The 19,174-nt window shown below is 64.7% G+C and carries 16 protein-coding genes and 1 pseudogene; 5 read left to right on the forward strand and 12 right to left on the reverse strand.

What is annotated here, in order from left to right:
• Positions 1-118: 118 nt before the first annotated feature.
• The gene (locus C0541_RS14715) at positions 119-2,953 is read left to right on the forward strand and encodes a TonB-dependent receptor domain-containing protein (protein WP_115049430.1); all 2,835 of its coding nucleotides are present in this window, start codon (positions 119-121) and stop codon (positions 2,951-2,953) included.
• A 111-nt stretch (positions 2,954-3,064) separates the two neighbouring features.
• Here the strand turns inward: C0541_RS14715 and C0541_RS14720 are convergent, their stop codons facing one another.
• A complete protein-coding gene (locus C0541_RS14720; RefSeq protein ID WP_016902764.1) occupies positions 3,065-3,673 on the reverse strand; it encodes a TetR/AcrR family transcriptional regulator in 609 nt (202 codons plus the stop codon).
• Positions 3,674-3,810: 137 nt separating this feature from the next.
• Between C0541_RS14720 and C0541_RS14725 the strand changes: the two genes are divergently transcribed.
• Positions 3,811-4,734: an alpha/beta fold hydrolase gene (locus C0541_RS14725; protein ID WP_161960084.1), complete on the forward strand. Its 924-nt coding sequence runs from the start codon at positions 3,811-3,813 to the stop codon at positions 4,732-4,734.
• Positions 4,731-7,205 (forward strand): acyl-CoA dehydrogenase, encoded by a 2,475-nt coding sequence (locus C0541_RS14730; protein WP_115049432.1) that lies wholly within the window; start codon positions 4,731-4,733, stop codon positions 7,203-7,205. The genes C0541_RS14725 and C0541_RS14730 overlap by 4 nt, the downstream gene beginning before the upstream one ends.
• 246 nt (positions 7,206-7,451) lie before the next feature.
• Here the strand turns inward: C0541_RS14730 and C0541_RS14735 are convergent, their stop codons facing one another.
• Both C0541_RS14735 and C0541_RS14740 read right to left on the reverse strand, forming a co-directional pair.
• Positions 7,452-7,805, reverse strand: coding sequence for a DUF1304 domain-containing protein (locus tag C0541_RS14735; protein WP_115049434.1), 354 nt, complete (start codon positions 7,803-7,805; stop codon positions 7,452-7,454).
• 403 nt (positions 7,806-8,208) lie between these two features.
• Entirely contained in the window at positions 8,209-9,570 is a 1,362-nt protein-coding gene (locus tag C0541_RS14740; RefSeq protein ID WP_115049436.1) for an NTP/NDP exchange transporter, read from the reverse strand.
• Between the two features lie 3 nt (positions 9,571-9,573).
• Between C0541_RS14740 and C0541_RS20780 the strand changes: the two genes are divergently transcribed.
• Positions 9,574-9,765 carry a hypothetical protein gene (locus C0541_RS20780; protein ID WP_153064990.1) on the forward strand — a complete coding sequence of 64 codons (192 nt, stop codon included), beginning with the start codon at positions 9,574-9,576 and terminating at the stop codon, positions 9,763-9,765.
• A gap of 175 nt (positions 9,766-9,940) precedes the next feature.
• Positions 9,941-11,284 (forward strand): serine hydrolase domain-containing protein, encoded by a 1,344-nt coding sequence (locus C0541_RS14745; RefSeq protein WP_172454262.1) that lies wholly within the window; start codon positions 9,941-9,943, stop codon positions 11,282-11,284.
• A 698-nt stretch (positions 11,285-11,982) separates the two neighbouring features.
• Here C0541_RS14745 and C0541_RS14755 read toward each other — a convergent pair.
• From C0541_RS14755 to nudE, 9 genes and pseudogenes are all read right to left on the reverse strand, one after another.
• The gene (locus tag C0541_RS14755) at positions 11,983-12,462 is read right to left on the reverse strand and encodes a hypothetical protein (RefSeq protein WP_039519650.1); all 480 of its coding nucleotides are present in this window, start codon (positions 12,460-12,462) and stop codon (positions 11,983-11,985) included.
• 1,012 nt (positions 12,463-13,474) lie between these two features.
• The gene (gene gcvH / locus C0541_RS14765; RefSeq protein ID WP_104533961.1) at positions 13,475-13,870 is read right to left on the reverse strand and encodes a glycine cleavage system protein GcvH; all 396 of its coding nucleotides are present in this window, start codon (positions 13,868-13,870) and stop codon (positions 13,475-13,477) included.
• A 143-nt stretch (positions 13,871-14,013) separates the two neighbouring features.
• Positions 14,014-15,123, reverse strand: a complete 1,110-nt coding sequence (gcvT, locus tag C0541_RS14770; protein ID WP_115049440.1) for a glycine cleavage system aminomethyltransferase GcvT — start codon at positions 15,121-15,123, stop codon at positions 14,014-14,016.
• Positions 15,124-15,276: 153 nt separating this feature from the next.
• Entirely contained in the window at positions 15,277-15,711 is a 435-nt protein-coding gene (locus tag C0541_RS14775; RefSeq protein WP_115049442.1) for an NfeD family protein, read from the reverse strand.
• A gap of 2 nt (positions 15,712-15,713) precedes the next feature.
• Positions 15,714-16,235, reverse strand: a pseudogene (locus C0541_RS14780) (SPFH domain-containing protein); the annotation flags it as partial.
• A 129-nt stretch (positions 16,236-16,364) separates the two neighbouring features.
• Positions 16,365-16,700 (reverse strand): YnfA family protein, encoded by a 336-nt coding sequence (locus tag C0541_RS14785; RefSeq protein ID WP_115049444.1) that lies wholly within the window; start codon positions 16,698-16,700, stop codon positions 16,365-16,367.
• On the reverse strand, positions 16,697-17,656 hold the full coding sequence (gene mazG, locus C0541_RS14790; RefSeq protein ID WP_115049446.1) for a nucleoside triphosphate pyrophosphohydrolase: 960 nt from the start codon (positions 17,654-17,656) through the stop codon (positions 16,697-16,699). The genes C0541_RS14785 and mazG overlap by 4 nt, the downstream gene beginning before the upstream one ends.
• A 163-nt stretch (positions 17,657-17,819) precedes the next feature.
• Complete coding sequence (cysQ, locus tag C0541_RS14795; RefSeq protein WP_115049447.1) at positions 17,820-18,620, reverse strand: 3'(2'),5'-bisphosphate nucleotidase CysQ; 801 nt, start codon at positions 18,618-18,620, stop codon at positions 17,820-17,822.
• Complete coding sequence (nudE, locus tag C0541_RS14800) at positions 18,617-19,165, reverse strand: ADP compounds hydrolase NudE (protein ID WP_161960085.1); 549 nt, start codon at positions 19,163-19,165, stop codon at positions 18,617-18,619. The genes cysQ and nudE overlap by 4 nt, the downstream gene beginning before the upstream one ends.
• Positions 19,166-19,174: the final 9 nt, after the last annotated feature.

Raw genomic sequence — 19,174 nt, forward strand, 5'->3', positions numbered from 1 at the left:
ATTTCCTGCATAACGCATATACCATCGGTTCACCCTGACGTTTTGGATCCGCTTCTTCGGACCCCCCGACAGGCAAACAACCCTTGGCAGTACCCAAGATCACTTGGAGAGAGAGCTAATGAATTGCAAGTCCAACAAGCTGCGCGATGCAGTCGTCCTCGCGCTTGTCGTGGGCGTCGGCGGTACCGGTACCGCCATCGCTCAGGAAGCCGGCACCACCAACCTCGACAAGATCGAAGTGACCGGTTCGCGCATCAAGCGCGCGGACGTTGAAACGTCGCAGCCGGTTTTCAGCATGAGCCGTCAGCAGATCGAATCGCAGGGTTTGACCTCGATCGGCGATGTAATTCAGAACATCAGCACCAATGGCTCGGCACTCAACACCAATGTCAACAATGGCGGCAATGGTGAGACACGCGTCAACCTGCGTAACCTCGGCTCCAACCGCACCCTGGTGCTGGTCAACGGTCGTCGCTGGGTCGGCGGCACCGGATTGGGCGGCGCGGTCGATCTCAACACGATTCCGACTGCTGCCGTCGAGCGCATCGAAGTCCTGAAGGACGGCGCTTCCACGATCTACGGCTCTGATGCTATCGCCGGTGTGGTCAATATCATTTTGCGCCAGAACTTCGATGGCGCGGAAGCAAACGCCTACTACGGTCAGTACGATAAAGGCGACGGTAGCCGTGAGTCCTATGATTTTACCATTGGCTCGGCTGGCGATCGTTGGCACGCAACCTTGGGCGTGGGTTATGTAAAGGAAGAGCAGGTTTGGGCCGGTGACCGTGAAATCTCTGCCGTTCCGGTGTTTGGTGCCGTTCCTGGTACCGGCAACAGCTCAACCACTCCAAGCGGTCGCTTTGCAGTGTTCGGCCCCACCGGCGCAACCAGCAATGGTGCGACGCGGTTGAACGGCGCGCCTGGCTACTTTGTGACTGGTAATGGTGGCACCACTACCCGGCCGTATACCGCAGCGGACAGCTACAACTTTGCTCCGACCAACTATCTGGTAACTCCTCAGGAGCGTAAGTCCGTTTTCGCTGATGCCGGTTTGAGCATCACCGATAACGTGCGCTTCAAGACGACAGTTACCTACAACGAACGCGAGTCGTCCCAGGTTCTGGCGGCAATGCCGATCGTGCTCGGCCGCGCTGCCCCGGGTACCAATGGCGCCAACATCGTCATCGATGCCGACAACATCTATAACAACTTCAACCGCGACATCGATTACATCCAGTACCGTGCAAACGAGACCGGTGGCCGCATCTACTCGCAGAACGTCAAGACGTACGGCTTCAATGGCGCTTTCGAAGGTGACTTCGAAGTTGGCAGCCGCTTCTTCAACTGGGAAGCTGGCATGTTTTACGGCAAGAATGACCAGACCGACATCACGACTGGCTTCTTCAACATTTCTGCTCTGCGGAGTGCGCTGGGCCCGTCCTTTGTCGATGCAACTGGTGTGGCCCGGTGCGGCACGGCTGCCTCGACGATTGATGGCTGCGTCCCGATGAATCTGCTTGGCGGCGCCGGTTCGATGACGCCTGAGATGATTGACTATGCCGGCTTCAAGGCACATGACGTCTACGGCTATGAGCAGAAGAGCTACTACGGCAGCATTGGTGGCGAGCTGTTCGACATGCAGGGAGGCGCGTTCGCCTTCTCGTTGGGCGTTGAACATCGGGAAGAATCCGGTTTTGACGATCCGGACGCGTTGATCAACTCCGGCGACACGACCGGCAATGCCCGTACCGCAACCAGTGGCGGGTACGATCTGGACGAAGCTTATCTTGAGTTGGCAGTGCCGCTGTTGGCAGATTTGCCGGGCGCACAGCTGCTCGATTTCAGCTTGGCTACGCGTTACTCCAAGTACAGCAACTTCGGCGACACGACCAACAGCAAGTTCGGTTTCCGCTGGAAGCCCATCACTGACTTGATGATCCGTGGTAACTGGTCAGAAGGCTTCCGGGCGCCGTCCATCAGCGAACTGTTCTCGGGTGTGAGTGACACCTTTGAAGACGTTCGCGATCCGTGCGCCGGCTCGTACACCGATGGTAGCGTCAACGGTGCAATTCCGGGCTCCTGCGCAGGCGTGACGCCTTATGCTCAGGCAAATTCGCAGATCCGTACCACCGTAGGCGGTAACGAGGCCCTCGGACCTGAGACCTCCACATCCAAAACGCTCGGCTTCGTTTACAGCCCAGGCTTCGTGACGGGCTTGGACATCGCAGTCGACTGGTGGACTGTCAAGATTGAAAATGCGATCGATACCCAGACTGCCCAGGAACTGCTGGACAGCTGCTATGTCGCTGGCATCCAGTCGACCTGTGCGTTGATCACCCGCGAAAGCACCGGTGAAATTTCCAACATGCTTGCTGTTCCTCGCAACATTGCCAGCATCGAGGCCGAAGGTTTCGACTTCACGTTCGGCTATCGCTTGCCGGAAACCGCGTGGGGAAGCTTCAGCTTTGTTTGGGACTCAACCTATTTGACCAAGTTCACCGTTGACAAGCCCTTGCAGGCCCCCGAAGAACGTGTCGGCTTGTATCGCGGCGGCTCTGCGCGAGACAACAACTGGCGCTTGCGTTCTAACCTGATGGCCAATTGGGAACTGGGCGACGTCGGCAGTTCGGTTGCGATGCGGTATTACAGTTCGCAGGTTGAAAACTGTACTGGTGCCAACTTGGCCAACCCGACCAACATCGGCCTGCTCTGCTCCGATGCCGATCGCGTCACCAGTGCAGGAGCTGCTCCACGTAACCACGTGCCGAGCGTCACCTACACCGACATCAGTGCGTACTGGAAAGCACCCTGGAATGCGCGCGTCACCTTGGGTGTGAACAACGCCTTCGATCGTGATCCGCCGCAGTCGGCAACCGCGTTTGCCAACAGCTTTGACTCGCAGTACGAGGTTCCGGGTCGCTTCTACTACATGCGTTACACCCAGAAGTTCTGATAATCGGCTGCTTGTGTACTACGTAAACCGAAAACCGCGGCTCGAAAGAGTCGCGGTTTTTCTTTGCTCAACGATCAGACATCGACGTACGCCACGCCGGACGCCTGAAACCTAGCCCGGAATCAACGTCTGGATCACATGCTCGACGTAGGCTTCGAAGTCTTCGCGGGCCTGCTTGGGTTGTTGCAGCTGCAGCGAGAGCTGCAGGAAGCCGACATAGGCGGCGTAGGCCAGGCGCGCGCGGTGTTGGGCGTCGGTGCGGCTCAGGCCAGCCTGGCGGAACGAGGCGATCAGGTAGTCGAGGCGACGCTGCGAGACGCGGTCGATGACCGGGCGCACGGCCGGGTGGTCGAGTGCCTTGAGCAGTTCGCTGTAGATGACGTGCGGTTTGACTTCGTGGGCGACCAGCTGGAACAGCGCGCGCAGACGTGCGCTCGGATCAGGCACGTCTTCCAGGCTGCCGAACACCTCCTTCTGTTCGAAGATCTCCCAGCGTTCGAGGGCTGCCTGCAGCAACGCATCGCGGGAGGGGAAGTGCCAATAGAAGCTGCCCTTGGTTACGCCGAGACGGCGCGCCAGCGGCTCCACTGCGACGGCGCCCACGCCTTGTTCGGCGATCAGGTCCAGTGCGGCCTGCGCCCAATCGTCCGCGCTGAGGCGGTTGCCGCGACCAGAGGTGGCGCGGGGCGTTGTGAGGCTTGGATCGGTGATGTCATTCATTGACGCGATTTAACCATACGCTTGAGTCAGTTGCAGTATGCATCACAAAAAGGACACACAATCGCCGCGATTCAATGGCTTAACCGTCCATACCAGACAGTATTGACAGCAGCCCGGGCAGATCCATACCATGAGGTATGGTCACCTCTTCTCCTAGCCTCGCCCACAGTGCGTCCACCACGCGGATCGACGCTGGCGGGACAGCGCTTGCGGTCTCGCTGCGAGGCACGGACCACGCGCCGTCGGTGCTGCTCGCACACGGGTTTGGGCAGACCCGGCACGCGTGGGAAAGCACTGCGGCGCGATTGGCCGACGCCGGCTACCGGGCGCTGGCCTACGATGCGCGCGGTCATGGCGATTCCAGTTTCAATGACGCAGACCTGCCCTACTCGGCCACGCAATTCACTGACGACCTGATCGTGCTGGCAGGCGAACAGGCCGAGCCGCCGGTGCTGGTTGCCGCATCGATGGGCGGCTTGTTCGGCCTGCTTGCCGAGGCGCGCTGGCCGGGCCTGCTGCGCGCGATCGTGCTGGTCGACATCACCCCGCGCTGGGATACCGCCGGGGTGGAACGCATCCTGCGCTTCATGACCGCACACCCGGAGGGCTTCGCATCGCTGGATGCCGCGGCCGACGCGATTGCCGCGTATTTGCCACAGCGCCCGCGCAAGACGGTGCAGCAGCTGCAGGCCTTGTTGAGGCAGCGCGGAGACGGTCGCTGGCATTGGCACTGGGATCCGCGGCTGGTCGATGAACTGGCAGGCCAGGAGCCGCACGCACAGCAGAAGACCTTGCTGGATGCCGCCGCGCGGGTGCGTTGCCCGATATTGCTGATCAGCGGCGGGCGTAGCGATCTGGTCACGCCGGACAACATCACCGAATTCCTGTCGATCGCACCACATGCGCAGCACGTGCATTTGCCCGATGCCACGCACATGCTGGCCGGCGACGACAACGCCACCTTTACCGCAACCGTGTTGCATTATCTGGACGCACTGCCCCCGGTTGGCACCATCGCAGCGTCCAACATCACCGAGCATGTCACTGGAGCAAGACCATGAGCATCGTTGCACCGTTCCTTCTCGTCATCCTGGCGGCGGGCATCGCTGCCTATCACCGCATGCGCCTTGCCACCTGGGTTGCGATCAGCGCCTGTGTGCTGGTGGCCTGCTGGCTGCTGGGTGCCAATCTCACCGCGACCATCGTCGCTGCGGCACTGGTGGTGCTGGTCTCCGCGCCGGTGCTGCTGCCGTTCCTGCGCAAGCCGCTGCTGACCACGCCGTTGATGGCCTTCTTCCGCAAGGTACTGCCGCCGCTGTCGCAGACCGAGCGCATCGCACTGGAAACCGGCTCGGTCGGTTTCGAGGGCGAGCTGTTCACCGGCGACCCGGATTGGCAGAAGCTGCTCAACTACCCCAAGCCGCAGTTGACCGCCGAAGAGCAGGCATTCCTGGACGGCCCGGTCGAAGAGCTGTGCAAGATGGTCAACGACTGGGAAATCACCCACGTCCACGCCGACCTGCCGCCGGAGCTGTGGGACTTCATCAAGAAGAACAAGTTCTTCGGCATGATCATTCCCAAGCAGTATGGCGGCCTGGGTTTCAGCGCGCTGGCGCACCACAAGGTGATCCAGAAGCTGTCCTCGATCTCCAGCGTGGTCAGCTCCACCGTCGGCGTGCCCAACTCGCTCGGGCCCGGTGAGCTGCTGCTGCATTACGGCACGCCGGAACAGAAGGATTATTACCTGCCGCGCCTGGCGGTGGGTGCCGAGGTGCCGTGCTTCGGCCTGACCGGCCCGTTCGCCGGCTCCGATGCGACCTCGATCCCCGACTACGGCATCGTCTGCAAGGGCGAGTGGAACGGCGCCAACGTGCTCGGCGTCAAGCTCACCTTCGACAAGCGCTACATCACCCTGGCGCCGGTTGCCTCGCTGATCGGCCTGGCGTTCCGTGCCTACGATCCGGATGGCCTGATCGGCGACAAGAAGGACATCGGTATCACCCTGGCACTGCTGCCGCGCGAAACCCCCGGCGTGGAAATCGGCCGTCGCCATTTCCCGCTCAACTCGCCGTTCCAGAATGGCCCGATCCACGGCGAGGAAGTCTTCATCCCGCTGAGCCAGCTGATCGGCGGCGTTGAAATGGTCGGTAAGGGCTGGAACATGCTCAACGAGTGCCTGGCAGTCGGGCGTTCGATCACCCTGCCCTCCACGGCCAGCGGCGGCGGCAAGTATGCTGCGGTGGTCACCGGGGCATACGCGCGGATCCGCAAGCAGTTCGGCCTGTCGGTCGGCCGCTTCGAGGGCGTGGAAGAGGCGCTCGCGCGGATCGGCGGCAAGGCCTATGCGATCAGTGCGCTGTCGCAGGCCACTGCCGCAGCGGTGGATCGTGGCGACGTACCGTCGGTGCCGTCGGCGATCGCCAAGTACCACTGCACCACCATGGGCCGCGAAGTGGTCAGCGACATGATGGATGTGATCGGTGGCAAGGGCATCATCCTGGGGCCGCGCAACTTCGCCGGCCGCGCCTGGCAGGCTGCGCCGATCGGCGTGACCGTGGAAGGCGCCAACATCATGACCCGCAGCCTGTTGATCTTCGGCCAGGGCGCGATCCTGTGCCATCCGTGGGTGATGAAGGAAATGCAGGCGGCGCAGGATCCGGACACGCGTCGCGGCCTGGAAGCGTTCGACCAGAGCCTGTTCGGGCATATCCGCTTCGGCATTTCCAATGCCGTGCGTTCGTTCTGGTTCGGTCTGACCGGTGCGCGCATCGGCGCGGCGCCCGGCGATGCCTATACCCGCCGCTTCTTCCGCAAGCTGGATCGCTATTCGGCCAACCTGGCGCTGATGGCCGATGTGTCGATGCTGATGCTGGGTGGCAAGCTGAAGTTCAAGGAGTCCTTGTCCGGCCGTCTGGGCGATGTGCTGAGCCACATCTACATGACCAGCGCGATGCTCAAGCGCTACCACGACGAAGGCGCACCGGCCACCGACCAGCCGTTGCTGGCCTGGGCCTTCCACGACAGCGTGCACAAGATCGAAACCGCGCTGTCGGCAGCGTTGCGCAACTTCCCGATCCGCCCGGTTGGCTGGCTGATGTGGGTACTGATCTTCCCGTTGGGCCGCCGTGCCGAGGCGCCGGGCGACCGCCTGGGCCATCGCGTGGCATCGATCCTGATGGCGCCCAACGAAGCGCGCGATCGCCTCGCCCAGGGCGTGTTCCTGACCCCGTGCGCCAACAACCCCGGTGGCCGTATCGCCAGCTACCTGACCAAGGCAGTGATGGCCGAGCCGGTGGAGCGCAAGTTCCTCAAGGCACTCAAGACCAAGGGCATCGAGGCGCTGGACTTTACTGCACAGCTGGACGAAGCGGTGGCAGAGGGCGTGCTCACCCTGGACGAACGCAAGCTGCTGGAAGAGCTGCGCGAGATCATGATGGATACCATCACCGTGGACGACTTCGATCCGCACGAGTTGCGTGCGGCCAGCTTCTACGACAAGCCGCAGGCACAGCAGCCGCGCGAAGCGGCGTAAGGCTCGGGTCAAGGTGAGAGTAGACGACGGCGGGCTTCGGCCCGCCGTCGTCGTATGCGGAGACCGGCTGGTGTGGAAACCGACCATCTCGCGGCTGCCTGCCTGTCGCCGTGGTCTTCGGCGAGTTCACCGCAGCTGCAATGCCAGCGTGCTGCCAAGGTAGGAGCGGACCTGGCCGCGATGAGGCATTACCGGTGACGCCCCGTCGCGGCCAGGTCCGCTCCTACAGAAGGCGGGGACTCCGCCTCAGCGCGGCAACCACAGCAATGCCAGGGCAATCAACGCGGGCAAGGCCTGCACGAAGAAGATGCGGCGGTTGACGCTGTAGGCGCCATAGCAGCCTGCCACGACGACGCAGCCCAGAAAGAAGCCGAGCACATCGGCACGGGCCTGCAACGCGCCCCAGAACAGGCCCGCAGCCAGGAAGCCGTTGTACAGGCCCTGGTTGGCCGCCAGCACACGCGTGGCCTGCGCCTTCTCGGGCGTGTTGCGGAAGGTCTTCAGGCCCAGCGGCCGCGTCCACAGCACCATTTCCAAGACCAGGATGTAGACGTGCAACAGAGCGACGCACAGGCCGGCAGCGATGGCGAACAGGGACATGGCAGACCGTCATCATGGATGTAGCAGCCAGCATAGCTGCGATTGCGGCCGTGCTGCTCAGCGCAGGCAACCGGCGAGGACACCGCACCAGACAATTGGTCGGCGCTTACTTGAAAAGCGGTCTGTAGTGCGGTGCCCGTCAGACGTGGAGCCGATGCGTCATGACCGAACGAGGCGCATCCAGCACGGCTCTTATCATGCACACCGACCATCTCGTCATGCCCACCGACCAACTCGACAGGTCCCTGCCCGGCCATCGTCGCGGGACCTTGCGCGGCATGGATGCCGCGCAAGCGCTTACAGGGTCGTCCTTGCAGCGTGTCCCGCGGTGGCGGGCGGGCAAGGGCCCTGCAACCAGGCCGCAGATCATTCGCCGTCCACGACATCGTTCCATCGGCCGCGCCTACTCGGAGCTGTGCCTGCTCGTCTCCGCATCGCGCTCTGCGGGCAGTTTGCGCGCTTCGCGCAGCAGGCCGAACGCGCCCAGCGTCATGCCCGAGGCCACCAGCAGGCCGACGCCGAACACGGCGCCGGAGCCGAAGGCCGACACCAGCTTGTGCACCCAGACGAAGGTGAGATCGCCACCGCGGTAGATCACCGTGTCGATCGCCGCGCCGGCCTTGTAGCGCCACTGCCGATCCACCCGCGTGTACAAGGTCTCGCGCGCCGGCTTGGCCAGGGCGAACTCGCTGGAGCGGGTGATCACCTGCACGATCGCAAGCATCATCGGCAACGGCGAGGCCGTCAGCACGGCATAGCCCAGCGTGATCGCCACGCCCGGAATCAGCAGTGCCGGTGCGATGCCGAAACGCGACAACAGCGCGCGCGTCACCAGCAACTGCAGCACCAGGGTCAGCGCGTTGATTGCCAGGTCGATGCTGGCGTAATAGGCGGTGGCCGCCGCCGCGTCGGTGTAGAGCCGCCGTACCAGCGCCGCCTGCTCGTTGTAGAGCAAGGTACCCACGCCCACACCGAACAACACCATGAAGGCCAGCCAGCGCAGCAACGGCTCGCGCACGATCAACTTGAGCCCGCCCAGCACATCGCCGCCCATCGGCACTTCGCCCGAGCCCAGCTGTCGCTCCTGCTCGCGCGCAACCGCCCACAAGCGCAGGCGCAGCACGCAGACCACGCACACGGTCAGGAACCCGGCCGACACCAGCATCAGATGCGCGATGCCGATGCGCTCGACCAGGGTGCGGGTGAGGATCGGCCCGAGAAACGCGCCCAGCGTGCCGGCCGCACCGATGTAACCGTAGTAGCTGCGCGCTTCGGCGTTGCTGAAGACGTCGGCCATGAAGCTCCAGAACACCGCCACCGCGAACAGGTTGAAGACGGTCACCCACAGGAAGAACGCCATGCCGCGCCCGGGCACGCCGCTGTCGAACACCACGTAGAACAGCAACAGGGTCGCGATGAAGAAGCCATACACCGCCGGCAGGAACACCCGGCGCGGGTAGCGGCTGACCAGCGCGCCGTAGACCGGCTGCAGCAACACCATGATCAGGAAGGTGCAGGTAAACAGCACCTGCAGGGTGAAATCCTTGAGCGGTATGCCGTGCGTGGCAAAGAAGGCGATCATGCCGGTGGGGAAGATCGCTTCCACATCCGCCGACGCACTCATCGCCTCGCGCACCGGGCGCAGCACGTAGTAACCGCTGAGCAGGCAGAAGAAATACAGGAACGACCACGCCAGCGGCGGCGAGCTGCGCAATGCCACGCTCAGACGGCCAGCCGCCGAGCGCGGCGAGGATGGGCTGGTCATAAGGTGAAGCTCGCTCGCATCAACGGGCGCAACAGCAAGGACATGGCAGCGGCAGCACCCGCGAAACAAGCGCGCAAGTTAGCCGATGCCGCGCTGCATCACCAGCAGCTGGCGGGCGGCGCGGAGCAAATCGATCGCCCGCGGCTGCGGCACGCTGCTTGCACCTCTCTGCTCACCGGTTCCGGGTGGCGTTGAACGGGCACCGTGCAGGTCGATTTATGAACCTAAAATCATCAATAGGATCAATATGATGCCCATTCATCTTCCGGCAGTTTGTGCTATTGCGAAGCGCGGCGCTAGAATCGCCGGAGGCAGCGGAACAGGCGGGACAACCATGACTCAAATGCGCAGGCGCCGACGGTTCCGACCGTTGGCTATCGGGCTGCTCGGGGCGTTATTGCCCCTGGCCCTCTCTTCCACCGCGCAAACACCTGCGCCGGCTGCTTCTGCGCTGCAGCCGGCCACCGTCGTGCAGTCGCCCACCGCTCCGCTGCAATACCGTGCGTCGCTCCCGGCCAGCCAGGTACTGGCCCCGGCGGCAGGATTCGACGTGGCGGCGTTCGAATCGATGGCCAACCAGTTGACCTACGGCAATCGCTTGCCCGGCATGGCGATGGCGATCGTGCAAGGCGGCAAGGTGCTGAGCGCGCGCGGCTATGGCGTCACCGACGTCAATCACCCGCAACCGGTCGATGCCCACACCGTGTTCCGTCTTGCCTCGCTGTCCAAGGCGTTTGCCGGCACCATGGCCGGATTGCTGGTCAACGACGGCGTGCTGCGTTGGGACAGCAAGGTGGTGGACTACGTGCCCGGCTTCCAGCTCAGCAATAACGTCGCCACGCGGCAACTCACCGTTGCCGAGGTGCTCAGCCATCGCGTCGGGCTGACCCGCAATGCCTACGACAACGATATCGAATCCAACGTCGACTACTACTCGCTCAGCCACAAGCTTGCCGCCGCGCCGCTGCGCTGCGCGCCCGGCGATTGCTACGCCTACCAGAACGTGGCCTTCAGCCTGGTCGGCGACGTGGTGTTCGCTGCGTCGGGCAGTTTCTACGAGCAGTCGGTGGAGCGCCGCATCTTCAAGCCGCTGGGCATGAACGATGCGAGCATGGGGCTGGCCGGTATCCAGGCCAGCCCGCGCTGGGCACGCCCGCACGTGCGCAGCCGTAATGGCTGGGTATCGCTGACGCCCAAGCCGACCTACTACCGCCTGGCCCCCGCTGCCGGCGTCAATGCCAGCGCCAGCGACATGGCGCAGTGGCTGCTCGCGCACACCGGCCACCGCACCGACGTGCTGCCAGCGCCGCTGCTGGCGACGCTGCACGCGCCGCTGATCTCCACGCCCGGGGAGATGCGCTCGGGGTGGCGCCACGAGCGCGTGGACGCTGCCAGCTATGCGCTGGGCTGGCGCGTGTTCGACTACGCCGGCCATCAGGTCGTCTTCCATGCCGGCGCGGTACAGGGCTATCGCGGCCTGGTCGCGCTGCTGCCCGAGCGCGATCTGGGCATCGCGATCATGTGGAACGGCGAGAGCGGCCTGCCCTCCGGCATGTTGCCGACCATCCTGGATCGTGCGCTGGGGCTGCCTGCCAAGCGTTGGCTGGATATCGACGTGGATGGCGACTTCGGCAGCGAGAACATGCTGGCCGAGCGCCCCGATCCTGCCGGCAAGGGGGCCTCGTCCGGCAAGTCGGTGGCATCGCCGCGCTGAGGATGGCTCGCTGCGCGCTCGCACACAGGCGGCTTCGGCCGCCTGTGTTGTTTCTGGCCCGCAGCGGGACCGGGTCGAGCGTTTCGACATCAGTGGCCGGCAGGCTGGGCATCGCTCCATCGCCATGCGCTACCGGTCATGGCCAACGCATGCCTGGACAACCTTGTCGCGTGCGCGCAAAGCCAAGAAGCGAGCGGACAACCCACCCTCCGCGCGATGCGACCGAGTGCATCTCTCCCGCTTCGCACTGACCGACACATCAGCGCGACGCCAGGCGATCGCGGCACTACCGGTCGGGACAGACGATGGCTCGTTGCGTGGGCGGCGCAGCAGCCGAGCCCACCAGCAGCACTGGACCCGGGAAAGCGAGTGGCGGGTGGCGGGTGGCCAGTGGCGCAAGTGCGGCGATAGGCACAGTCACCCGGCCTGACAGCCCGCCAGGCAGCGCGCGATGCGTTGGGTGGCGATCGCAATCCGTTTGCGCCACCGCGCAACGGTTATCCAGGTCTGCTGGCGTCATGTCGTGCCACGCGGCCCGAGCAGGTCACCCTGGTACCGGCTGGCGATGGACTGCGACTGTCTGCGCGCGACCGGTCCTCACCGGATCACGGCCGCCGTGGGCAAGCCAATAAAAAAGCTCCCTCCCCGCTGGGCGTCGGGGAGAGAGCTCGATGTTTACGGCGATCGGGTAATGCAGATCAGATCAGCGGCGCCGGGGTTGCGGGCAGCGCGACCGGAGCGGCCTTCTTCTTGCGAACGGCCGGCTTCTTCTTGGCGACCTTCTTCACAGCAGGCTTCTTGGCGGCAGTCTTCTTGGTGGCCGACTTCTTGGTCGCCTTCTTGGCAACTGCCTTCTTGGCGGTCTTCTTTACCGCTTTCTTGGCGGTCTTCTTGACGGCCTTCTTGGCGGCGGTCTTCTTGGTCGCCTTCTTTGCAGTCTTCTTCACTGCCTTCTTGGCGGCAGTCTTCTTGGTTGCCTTCTTTGCAGTCTTCTTCACTGCCTTCTTGGCGGTTGCCTTCTTTGCAGTCTTCTTGACGGCCTTCTTGGCAGCAGTCTTCTTCACTGCCTTCTTGGCGGTTGCCTTTTTGGCGACCTTCTTGACTGCCTTCTTGGCGGCAGTCTTCTTCACTGCCTTCTTGGCAGTGGGTTTCTTTTTCGCAGCTTTTGCAGTGGCCATGTAATTGGCTCCTCGTCAGTGAACTATGGAGGTGAAACGCCCAGTTGAAGCAAACCCCGCAACGGCATGCCGTCGTCGGGAACCGTCCGCAGGTAATGCGCGACGGGACGGATACAGAAACACCCGCATCGAACAGCGACGCGGGTGCGTGATCGGAACGACTGCTGCTTTTCTGGAGAGAAGCGGACCCAACTCCACCGTGGATAGCGCTTCGGTGGACGTCGGGAACAAGCGTGTCGGCCTGATGTCGATTCTGCTCACTCTCTTTCGCAGCAACGTCTGCTGGGCGAAACCTAATCACGCTTTTTTTTACTGTCAACACTCTTTTGCATTTTTTTTTCAACGCCTTGTCGCGATACGTCCCATCGAGCGGGTCGGAAGACGCCGTGCACCGGCACGCACAGCGCCCCCCGACCTGCAGCCGTGCAACGCCGTTTGCAAAAAAGCACTTCTTTTGTGCTGTTTTTTTTTAGCACTGCATACGCGCACGCCATTGCCCAGTGCACCGACGCTGCAGCGCACGCCTGCGCGCCGCAGTGCGCGCCGCCTGTCCGCCAGCTGAAAATTTTTTATCGACCAGCCATGCCTGAGGCCTCGCACAAGCGAAAATGCGCAAACTTGTTGCGCGGTTTTCGACCCATGCGTGCATCCGCATGCGTTGCCGATGGCATGCGTCGCACACCGTATCCGAGGTCGCACGCACGCGATGCCGCGGACGTTTTTTCACCAGCCGCACGCCGTCTCCTCACGACCGGCTCACGTCGGAAATCCGGCAGCGCGACCATGGCGCCGCTTCCGACGATGTGGCGCACGCAGGTCGCTGGCGAGCGCGTGGTTGTCGAACATCGGTAAAGGCTTCGACGGCGATCGACAGCCGGCACTGGTCGGTCGCGCCGCTCGACAGGACCCACACCATCGCCAGGCCGGATCGACGCGCGGCCACCACCGTGCGGGCAAAAAAAATGGCCGCTCCAACGAGCGGCCATCCGGGTCTGCGAGGGGCGAGGCGAAGTCAGTGCGCGTCGTCTTCCAGCAGCTCGGCGTAGTCGTCTGGCGACAGCAGGTCGTTGAGCTCTTCCTTGTCGTCGAGTTCGACCACGAAGATCCAGCCGTCGCCGTAGGCGTCCTCGTTGATGGTTTCGGGCTTGTCGGTGAGTGCGCTGTTGACCTCGACAACGGTGCCGCTGACCGGGCTGTAGACGTCGGAGGCGGCCTTGACCGACTCCACCACCGCTGCGCCGTTGCCGACCTGCACGGTGTCGCCGACGCCCGGCAGTTCGACGTAGACCAAGTCGCCCAGCAGGCCCTGCGCGTGGTCGGAGATGCCGACGGTCACGCGGCCGCTGCTTTCGACGCGGGCCCACTCGTGGGATTTGAGGAACTTGAGGTCGCCAGGGATCTCGCTCATGGGTGTGCTCCGGGGAAACTGATGGGTTGGGGACAGGTGGCTAGTTTAGACCGCGCGACAAGACAGGTGCACGCGCGCGCCGGCCGATTGGCGGCGATGGATGTTGCACGCTGCCGGAGGTTTGCACGCCGGCAGCGTTTGACTCAGTCGCCGAGCACGCCTGGCTGCGCCTGGCCGTCGCGCACGAACGGAAACTTCACCACGCGCAACGGCACCTGCTTGCCACGGATGTCCACGCGCAGGTCGTCGATGCTGCCGGCCGGCACGCGCGCGAACGCGATCGCCTTGCCGAGAGTGGGCGAGAAGGTGCCGGACAGGATCTCGCCTTCGCCGCTGGCGCTGAGCACGGTCTGGCCATGCCGCAGCACGCCCTTCTCATCCATCACCACACCGATCAGCTGACGTGGGGCGCCCTGCGCCTTCTGCGACTCGAGCACGGCGCGACCGACGAAGTCGCGGCCTTCGTCCAGGGCGATCGTCCAGGCCAGCGCGGCCTCGTACGGACTGACCGTGTCGTCCATGTCCTGGCCGTAGAGATTCATGCCGGCCTCCAGACGCAAGGTGTCGCGTGCGCCCAGACCCGCCGGCTTGACGCCTTGCGCGAGCAACGCATTCCAGAATGCCACTGCTGCTTCTTGCGGCAACACGATTTCGAAGCCGTCCTCGCCGGTGTAGCCGGTACGTGCCAGGAACAGCTCCACGCCCTCGCGCGAGCGCGTCTGCAGCGCGGCAAAACGGCCGAGCTTGCTGGCCGCCGCGGTATCGGCCGGATCCACCAGTTCGATCACCTTGGCGCGTGCGTTGGGGCCTTGCACGGCGATCATCGCGAAGTCGCCGCGCTCTTCCACCCGCACCTCGAAGCGGGCGGCCTGTTCGCCGATCCACTGCAGGTCCTTTTCGCGGGTGGCGGCGTTGACCACCAGGCGGAAGAAGTCCTCGCGCAGGAAGTAGACGATGAGGTCGTCGATCACCCCGCCCTGCGGATTGAGCATGCAGGTGTACAGCGCCTTGCCGGAGACCTTGAGCTTGTCCACCGAGTTGGCGAGCAGGTAGCGCAGGAACGCGCGCACGCGCGCGCCGTGCAGGTCGACCACGGTCATGTGGCTGACGTCGAACATGCCGGCGTCGCGACGCACCTGGTGGTGTTCGTCCAGCTGCGAGCCGTAGTGGATCGGCATGTCCCAGCCGCCGAAGTCGACCATCTTGGCGCCAAGCGCACGATGGGTGTCGTTGAGGATGGTCTTCTGGGTCATGCGCACCGGTCCGAGGGAAAGAGGACCATTATCGCTGCCCGGCCGCGCTTGGGGGAACGGCGCCCGCCTGCTGCTCCCAGCTGGGGCTGGCCGCGACACTTCGCGCCGCACTGCAGCATCGCGGCATCGACCGGGCGCGCGTGCCCTGCCCGATCAACCGGCCGCCTGCACCTGCAAGCTCATGCCATCGACACCGACGATGCGCACTGGCGTGCCGGCCGGAAGATCCGGGCCGCTGACCACCCAGAACGCGTCGTCGATCTTGCCGCGGCCGCGTCCCTCGCGGATCGCCTGGTCGGGCACCACGCAGCGGCCGACCAGTTGCTCGGCGCGTCGGTTGAGCAAGGGTCGATCGCTCTGCCGGCCCTTGCCGCGAAACCAGCTGCGATACACCTGCACCGACAGAAAACTCAGCAGTACGAAGGCGACGATCTGCACCAGCAGCGACACGCCCGGCAGCGCGAGCACCCGCACGCAAACGGCTGCGGCAGCGATCCCCATCCACAACAGGAACGCGCCGGGTACCAGGGTCTCGGCAGCAATCAACAGCAACCCCAGCACCGCCCACGCCACCACGTCCCAACGCATGCTCAGCCTCCCGCGCGCGGCGGCATCGGCGGCATGCGCACGCTGGTGGCATCGGGTTTGTGCAGTGCCTGCTTTGCGAGCTCGGCGATGCCGGCGATCGAGCCGATGATGCCGCTGGATTGCATCGGCATCAGCACGAACTTCTGGTTGGGTGCGGTGGCCAGCGCCTTGAACGCCTCCACATACTTCTGCGCGACGAAGTGGTTGATCGCCTGCACGCTGCCGTTGGCGATCGCATCGGAGACCACCTGGGTGGCCCTGGCGTCGGCCTCGGCCAGACGCTCGCGTGCTTCGGCATCGCGGAACGCCGCTTCCTTGCGGCCTTCGGCTTCGAGCACGGCGGCCTGCCTCTCGCCGTCGGCGCGCAGGATCTCCGACTGGCGCGACCCCTCGGCTTCGAGGATCTGCGCGCGCTTCTCGCGTTCGGCCCTCATCTGCCGCGCCATCGAATCGATCAGATCGCGCGGCGGCTGGATGTCGCGGATCTCGATGCGGGTGACCTTGATGCCCCAGGGACCTGTGCTGCTGCCTTCGGCGACGGCGGTCGCACCCCTGTAGCGCATTACCCCGGCCCGGTATCGTCGTTCTGTATCCGGTCGCACCGGGCGGACAGGCGCGGCTTGCCGCGCGCAGACATCACTGCGCGTGCGTGCTCAGGCGCTGCGTGGCGAGAACATGATGATCGCCATGCCGAGCAGGCAGCAGGCGGCACCAAGCAGGTCCCAACGCGTCGGCGTCACCCCGTCCACCCACCACAGCCACAGCAGTGCGCTGGCGATATAGACCCCGCCATAGGCAGCGTACACCCGCCCACTGGCGTCTGGATGCAGGCTCAACAACCATACGAAGATGGCCAGGCTCAGCGCCGTCGGCAGCAGCAACCAGCTGCTGCCGCCCTTGCGCAGCCACAGATAAGGAAGATAGCAACCGACCAGCTCGGCGACCGCGGTGGCGACGAACAGCAACAATGTGGTCGGTGCGAAAGTCATGCGCGGCCTGACCTGTCCAGCCCCTGCCTGTCGACATCGGCCTGTTGCAGCGCCGAGGTGTCGGGTGCCCGATCGCTGCGCACCGGCACGGCAGGGGCAGGCGTCGCGGCACCCGGTTGGTCGGGAATGGATGGCGCGCTGCCTCGTTCGCCGCGCTTGACCTGTTGCCACAGCGCTTCCTGCTGCTGCAGGGAGAGCGCGGCCAACGCGGTGCCATCGGCCTGCGCCTGCGCTTCCATGGCGCGGAAGCGGCGCTCGAACTTGAGATTGGCGTGCCGCAGCGCCGCACCCACATCGACCCTGGCATGGCGCGCCAGGTTGGCGCAGACGAACAACACATCGCCAAGCTCGTCTTCCAGCCGGGCCTGGTTGTCGGCAACCGGACCACGGGCGAACTCCACGCGCAGCTCCTCGATTTCTTCCTGCAGTTTTTCCAGCACCGGTGCCGGGCCGGGCCAATCGAAGCCGACCCGCGCCGCACGCGATTGCAGCTTGGTGGCGCGTTGCCATTCCGGCAGGCCGCGCGCGATGCCGGCGAGTGCGGAGTCGTCCTGATGGCCCGCAGCGCGACGTTCGTCGCGCTTGATCTGTTCCCAGCTGGCGCTCACCGCCTGCGCGTCGTCGGCGCGCTGTTCGGCGAAGACATGCGGGTGGCGGCGCACCAGCTTGTCGCTGAGCGTGGCGACCACCTCGGCGAATCCGAATGCGCCCTGCTCGGCGGCCATCTGCGCATGGAAGACCACCTGCAGGAGCAGGTCGCCCAACTCATCGCGCAGACCCGCCAGATCGTTGCGGTCGATGGCGTCGGCAACTTCGTAGGCTTCTTCGATGGTGTAGGGGGCGATGCTGGCGAAGGTCTGCTGCACGTCCCACGGACAGCCATGCTCACGATCGCGCAGACGCGCCATCAGCTGCAGCAGGCGCTGGAGATCGCCGGTCGGCGGGGACTGGGACATGATGGTCTTCCTGGCAGGGGGCTACAGTTGGGGTGTGCGCCCAGGCGATGCCGCGCGCCAGCTGGCGGCAGGCGATGGGCAGGGACCGCGCTGGACATGGCCGGAGCAGCGTCGCGCGCAGGCGCCCGATCCAGACAGCGCGCGCAGCGACGGTCGGCGCGGCTCACTCCAGCCAGCTGCGCCAGGGCAGATTGGGATCGCCCAGCGCGATGAAATCGCCATTGAGCAAGGTGTCGCGGCGGTTGTAACGGAACGGCTTGCCGGTGCCGCCGGCCAGCAGCACCCCGCCGGCGGCGTGCAGCACGCACTGGCCGGCCGCGGTGTCCCACTCGGAGGTGGGGCCGAAGCGCGGATACACATCCAGGTCGCCTTCGGCGATGCGGCAGAACTTCAACGACGACCCTTGCGCGACCACGTCGATCTCGCCCATGCGCTCCAGCGCGGCGGCGGTGCGCGCGTCGCGATGCGAGCGACTGGCGGCGACCCGCAGCGGCGTGGCCGCCGGCGTGCGCGTGTGCAGCATCTCGTCACGATCGCCATCGCGGCGGTAGGCGTTCTCGCCGCGTGCGGCGTACCAGACCCGGCCATCGACCGGCGCCTGCACCACGCCGAGCACCGGCGCACCCATGTGGATCAGGGCGATGTTGACGCTGAACTCGCCGTTGCGCTTGATGAACTCGCGGGTGCCGTCGAGCGGGTCGACCAGCCAGTAGCTGGTCCAGAACTGGCGGTCTTCCCAGGCCACGTGCGCGGATTCTTCCGACAGCACCGGCACATCCGGGGTGACCCGGCGCAGGCCGTCGACGATGACCCGATTGGCGGCCAGGTCGGCCTGGGTCAACGGGCTGGCATCGTCCTTGAGCTCCACCGCGAAATCCTGCGCATAGACATCCATGATCGCTGCGCCCGCCTCACGGGCGATGGCGATCACGGTTTCGCGCAGTTCCATCGGGATGCGGATCATGGGTTGCGCTCCAGCCACTCGCGCGCAATGAACAAGGCGGCCAGCGAGCGGCCCTCGGAAAAATCGTCGCGCAGCATCAATTCATCCAGACGGGCGATCGGCCAGGGCACCACTTCCATCTCTTCGGGCTCGTCGCCGACCAGGCGCTCGGGATAGAGCTCGCGTGCCAGCACCAACCAGGATTGGTGACTCATATAAGTAGGAGCGAGCGTCATCGCACGCAGCACCTGCACCTGGCGCGCGCCGTAGCCGGCTTCTTCCTTGAGTTCGCGGTCGGCGGCCTGCTCCGGCGTTTCGCCGGCATCGATGCGGCCCTTGACCAGGCCCAGCTCGTAGCGATGCACGCCGGCGGCGTACTCGCGCACCAGCAGTACGGTCTGCGCATCGAGCATCGGCACCACCACCACTGCGCCATGGCCCTGGCTGAGTTGCCGCTCGTATAGGCGACGCTCGCCGTTGGAAAATTCCAGATCCAGCTGCTGGCGACGGAACGGCCCGTCGCCCAGATCGGTGATCTTGTGGATGGTCGGCAGGCGCGGGCTCATGCGTCGCAC

Origin of the sequence: Xanthomonas arboricola (assembly GCF_003353015.1) — a bacterium.
In the GTDB taxonomy this organism is placed as follows: Bacteria; Pseudomonadota; Gammaproteobacteria; order Xanthomonadales; family Xanthomonadaceae; genus Xanthomonas; species Xanthomonas arboricola_E.

Excerpts from the sequence above, each read along its gene's own strand:
- C0541_RS14715 (WP_115049430.1), top strand. The coding sequence starts at position 119 with ATGAATTGCAAGTCCAACAAGCTGCGCGATGCAGTCGTCCTCGCGCTT.
- C0541_RS14720 (WP_016902764.1), bottom strand. The coding sequence starts at position 3,673 with ATGAATGACATCACCGATCCAAGCCTCACAACGCCCCGCGCCACCTCT.
- C0541_RS14725 (WP_161960084.1), top strand. The coding sequence starts at position 3,811 with ATGGTCACCTCTTCTCCTAGCCTCGCCCACAGTGCGTCCACCACGCGG.
- C0541_RS14730 (WP_115049432.1), top strand. The coding sequence starts at position 4,731 with ATGAGCATCGTTGCACCGTTCCTTCTCGTCATCCTGGCGGCGGGCATC.
- C0541_RS14735 (WP_115049434.1), bottom strand. The coding sequence starts at position 7,805 with ATGTCCCTGTTCGCCATCGCTGCCGGCCTGTGCGTCGCTCTGTTGCAC.
- C0541_RS14740 (WP_115049436.1), bottom strand. The coding sequence starts at position 9,570 with ATGACCAGCCCATCCTCGCCGCGCTCGGCGGCTGGCCGTCTGAGCGTG.
- C0541_RS14755 (WP_039519650.1), bottom strand. The coding sequence starts at position 12,462 with ATGGCCACTGCAAAAGCTGCGAAAAAGAAACCCACTGCCAAGAAGGCA.
- gcvH (WP_104533961.1), bottom strand. The coding sequence starts at position 13,870 with ATGAGCGAGATCCCTGGCGACCTCAAGTTCCTCAAATCCCACGAGTGG.
- gcvT (WP_115049440.1), bottom strand. The coding sequence starts at position 15,123 with ATGACCCAGAAGACCATCCTCAACGACACCCATCGTGCGCTTGGCGCC.
- C0541_RS14775 (WP_115049442.1), bottom strand. The coding sequence starts at position 15,711 with ATGCGTTGGGACGTGGTGGCGTGGGCGGTGCTGGGGTTGCTGTTGATT.
- C0541_RS14785 (WP_115049444.1), bottom strand. The coding sequence starts at position 16,700 with ATGACTTTCGCACCGACCACATTGTTGCTGTTCGTCGCCACCGCGGTC.
- mazG (WP_115049446.1), bottom strand. The coding sequence starts at position 17,656 with ATGTCCCAGTCCCCGCCGACCGGCGATCTCCAGCGCCTGCTGCAGCTG.
- cysQ (WP_115049447.1), bottom strand. The coding sequence starts at position 18,620 with ATGATCCGCATCCCGATGGAACTGCGCGAAACCGTGATCGCCATCGCC.
- nudE (WP_161960085.1), bottom strand. The coding sequence starts at position 19,165 with ATGAGCCCGCGCCTGCCGACCATCCACAAGATCACCGATCTGGGCGAC.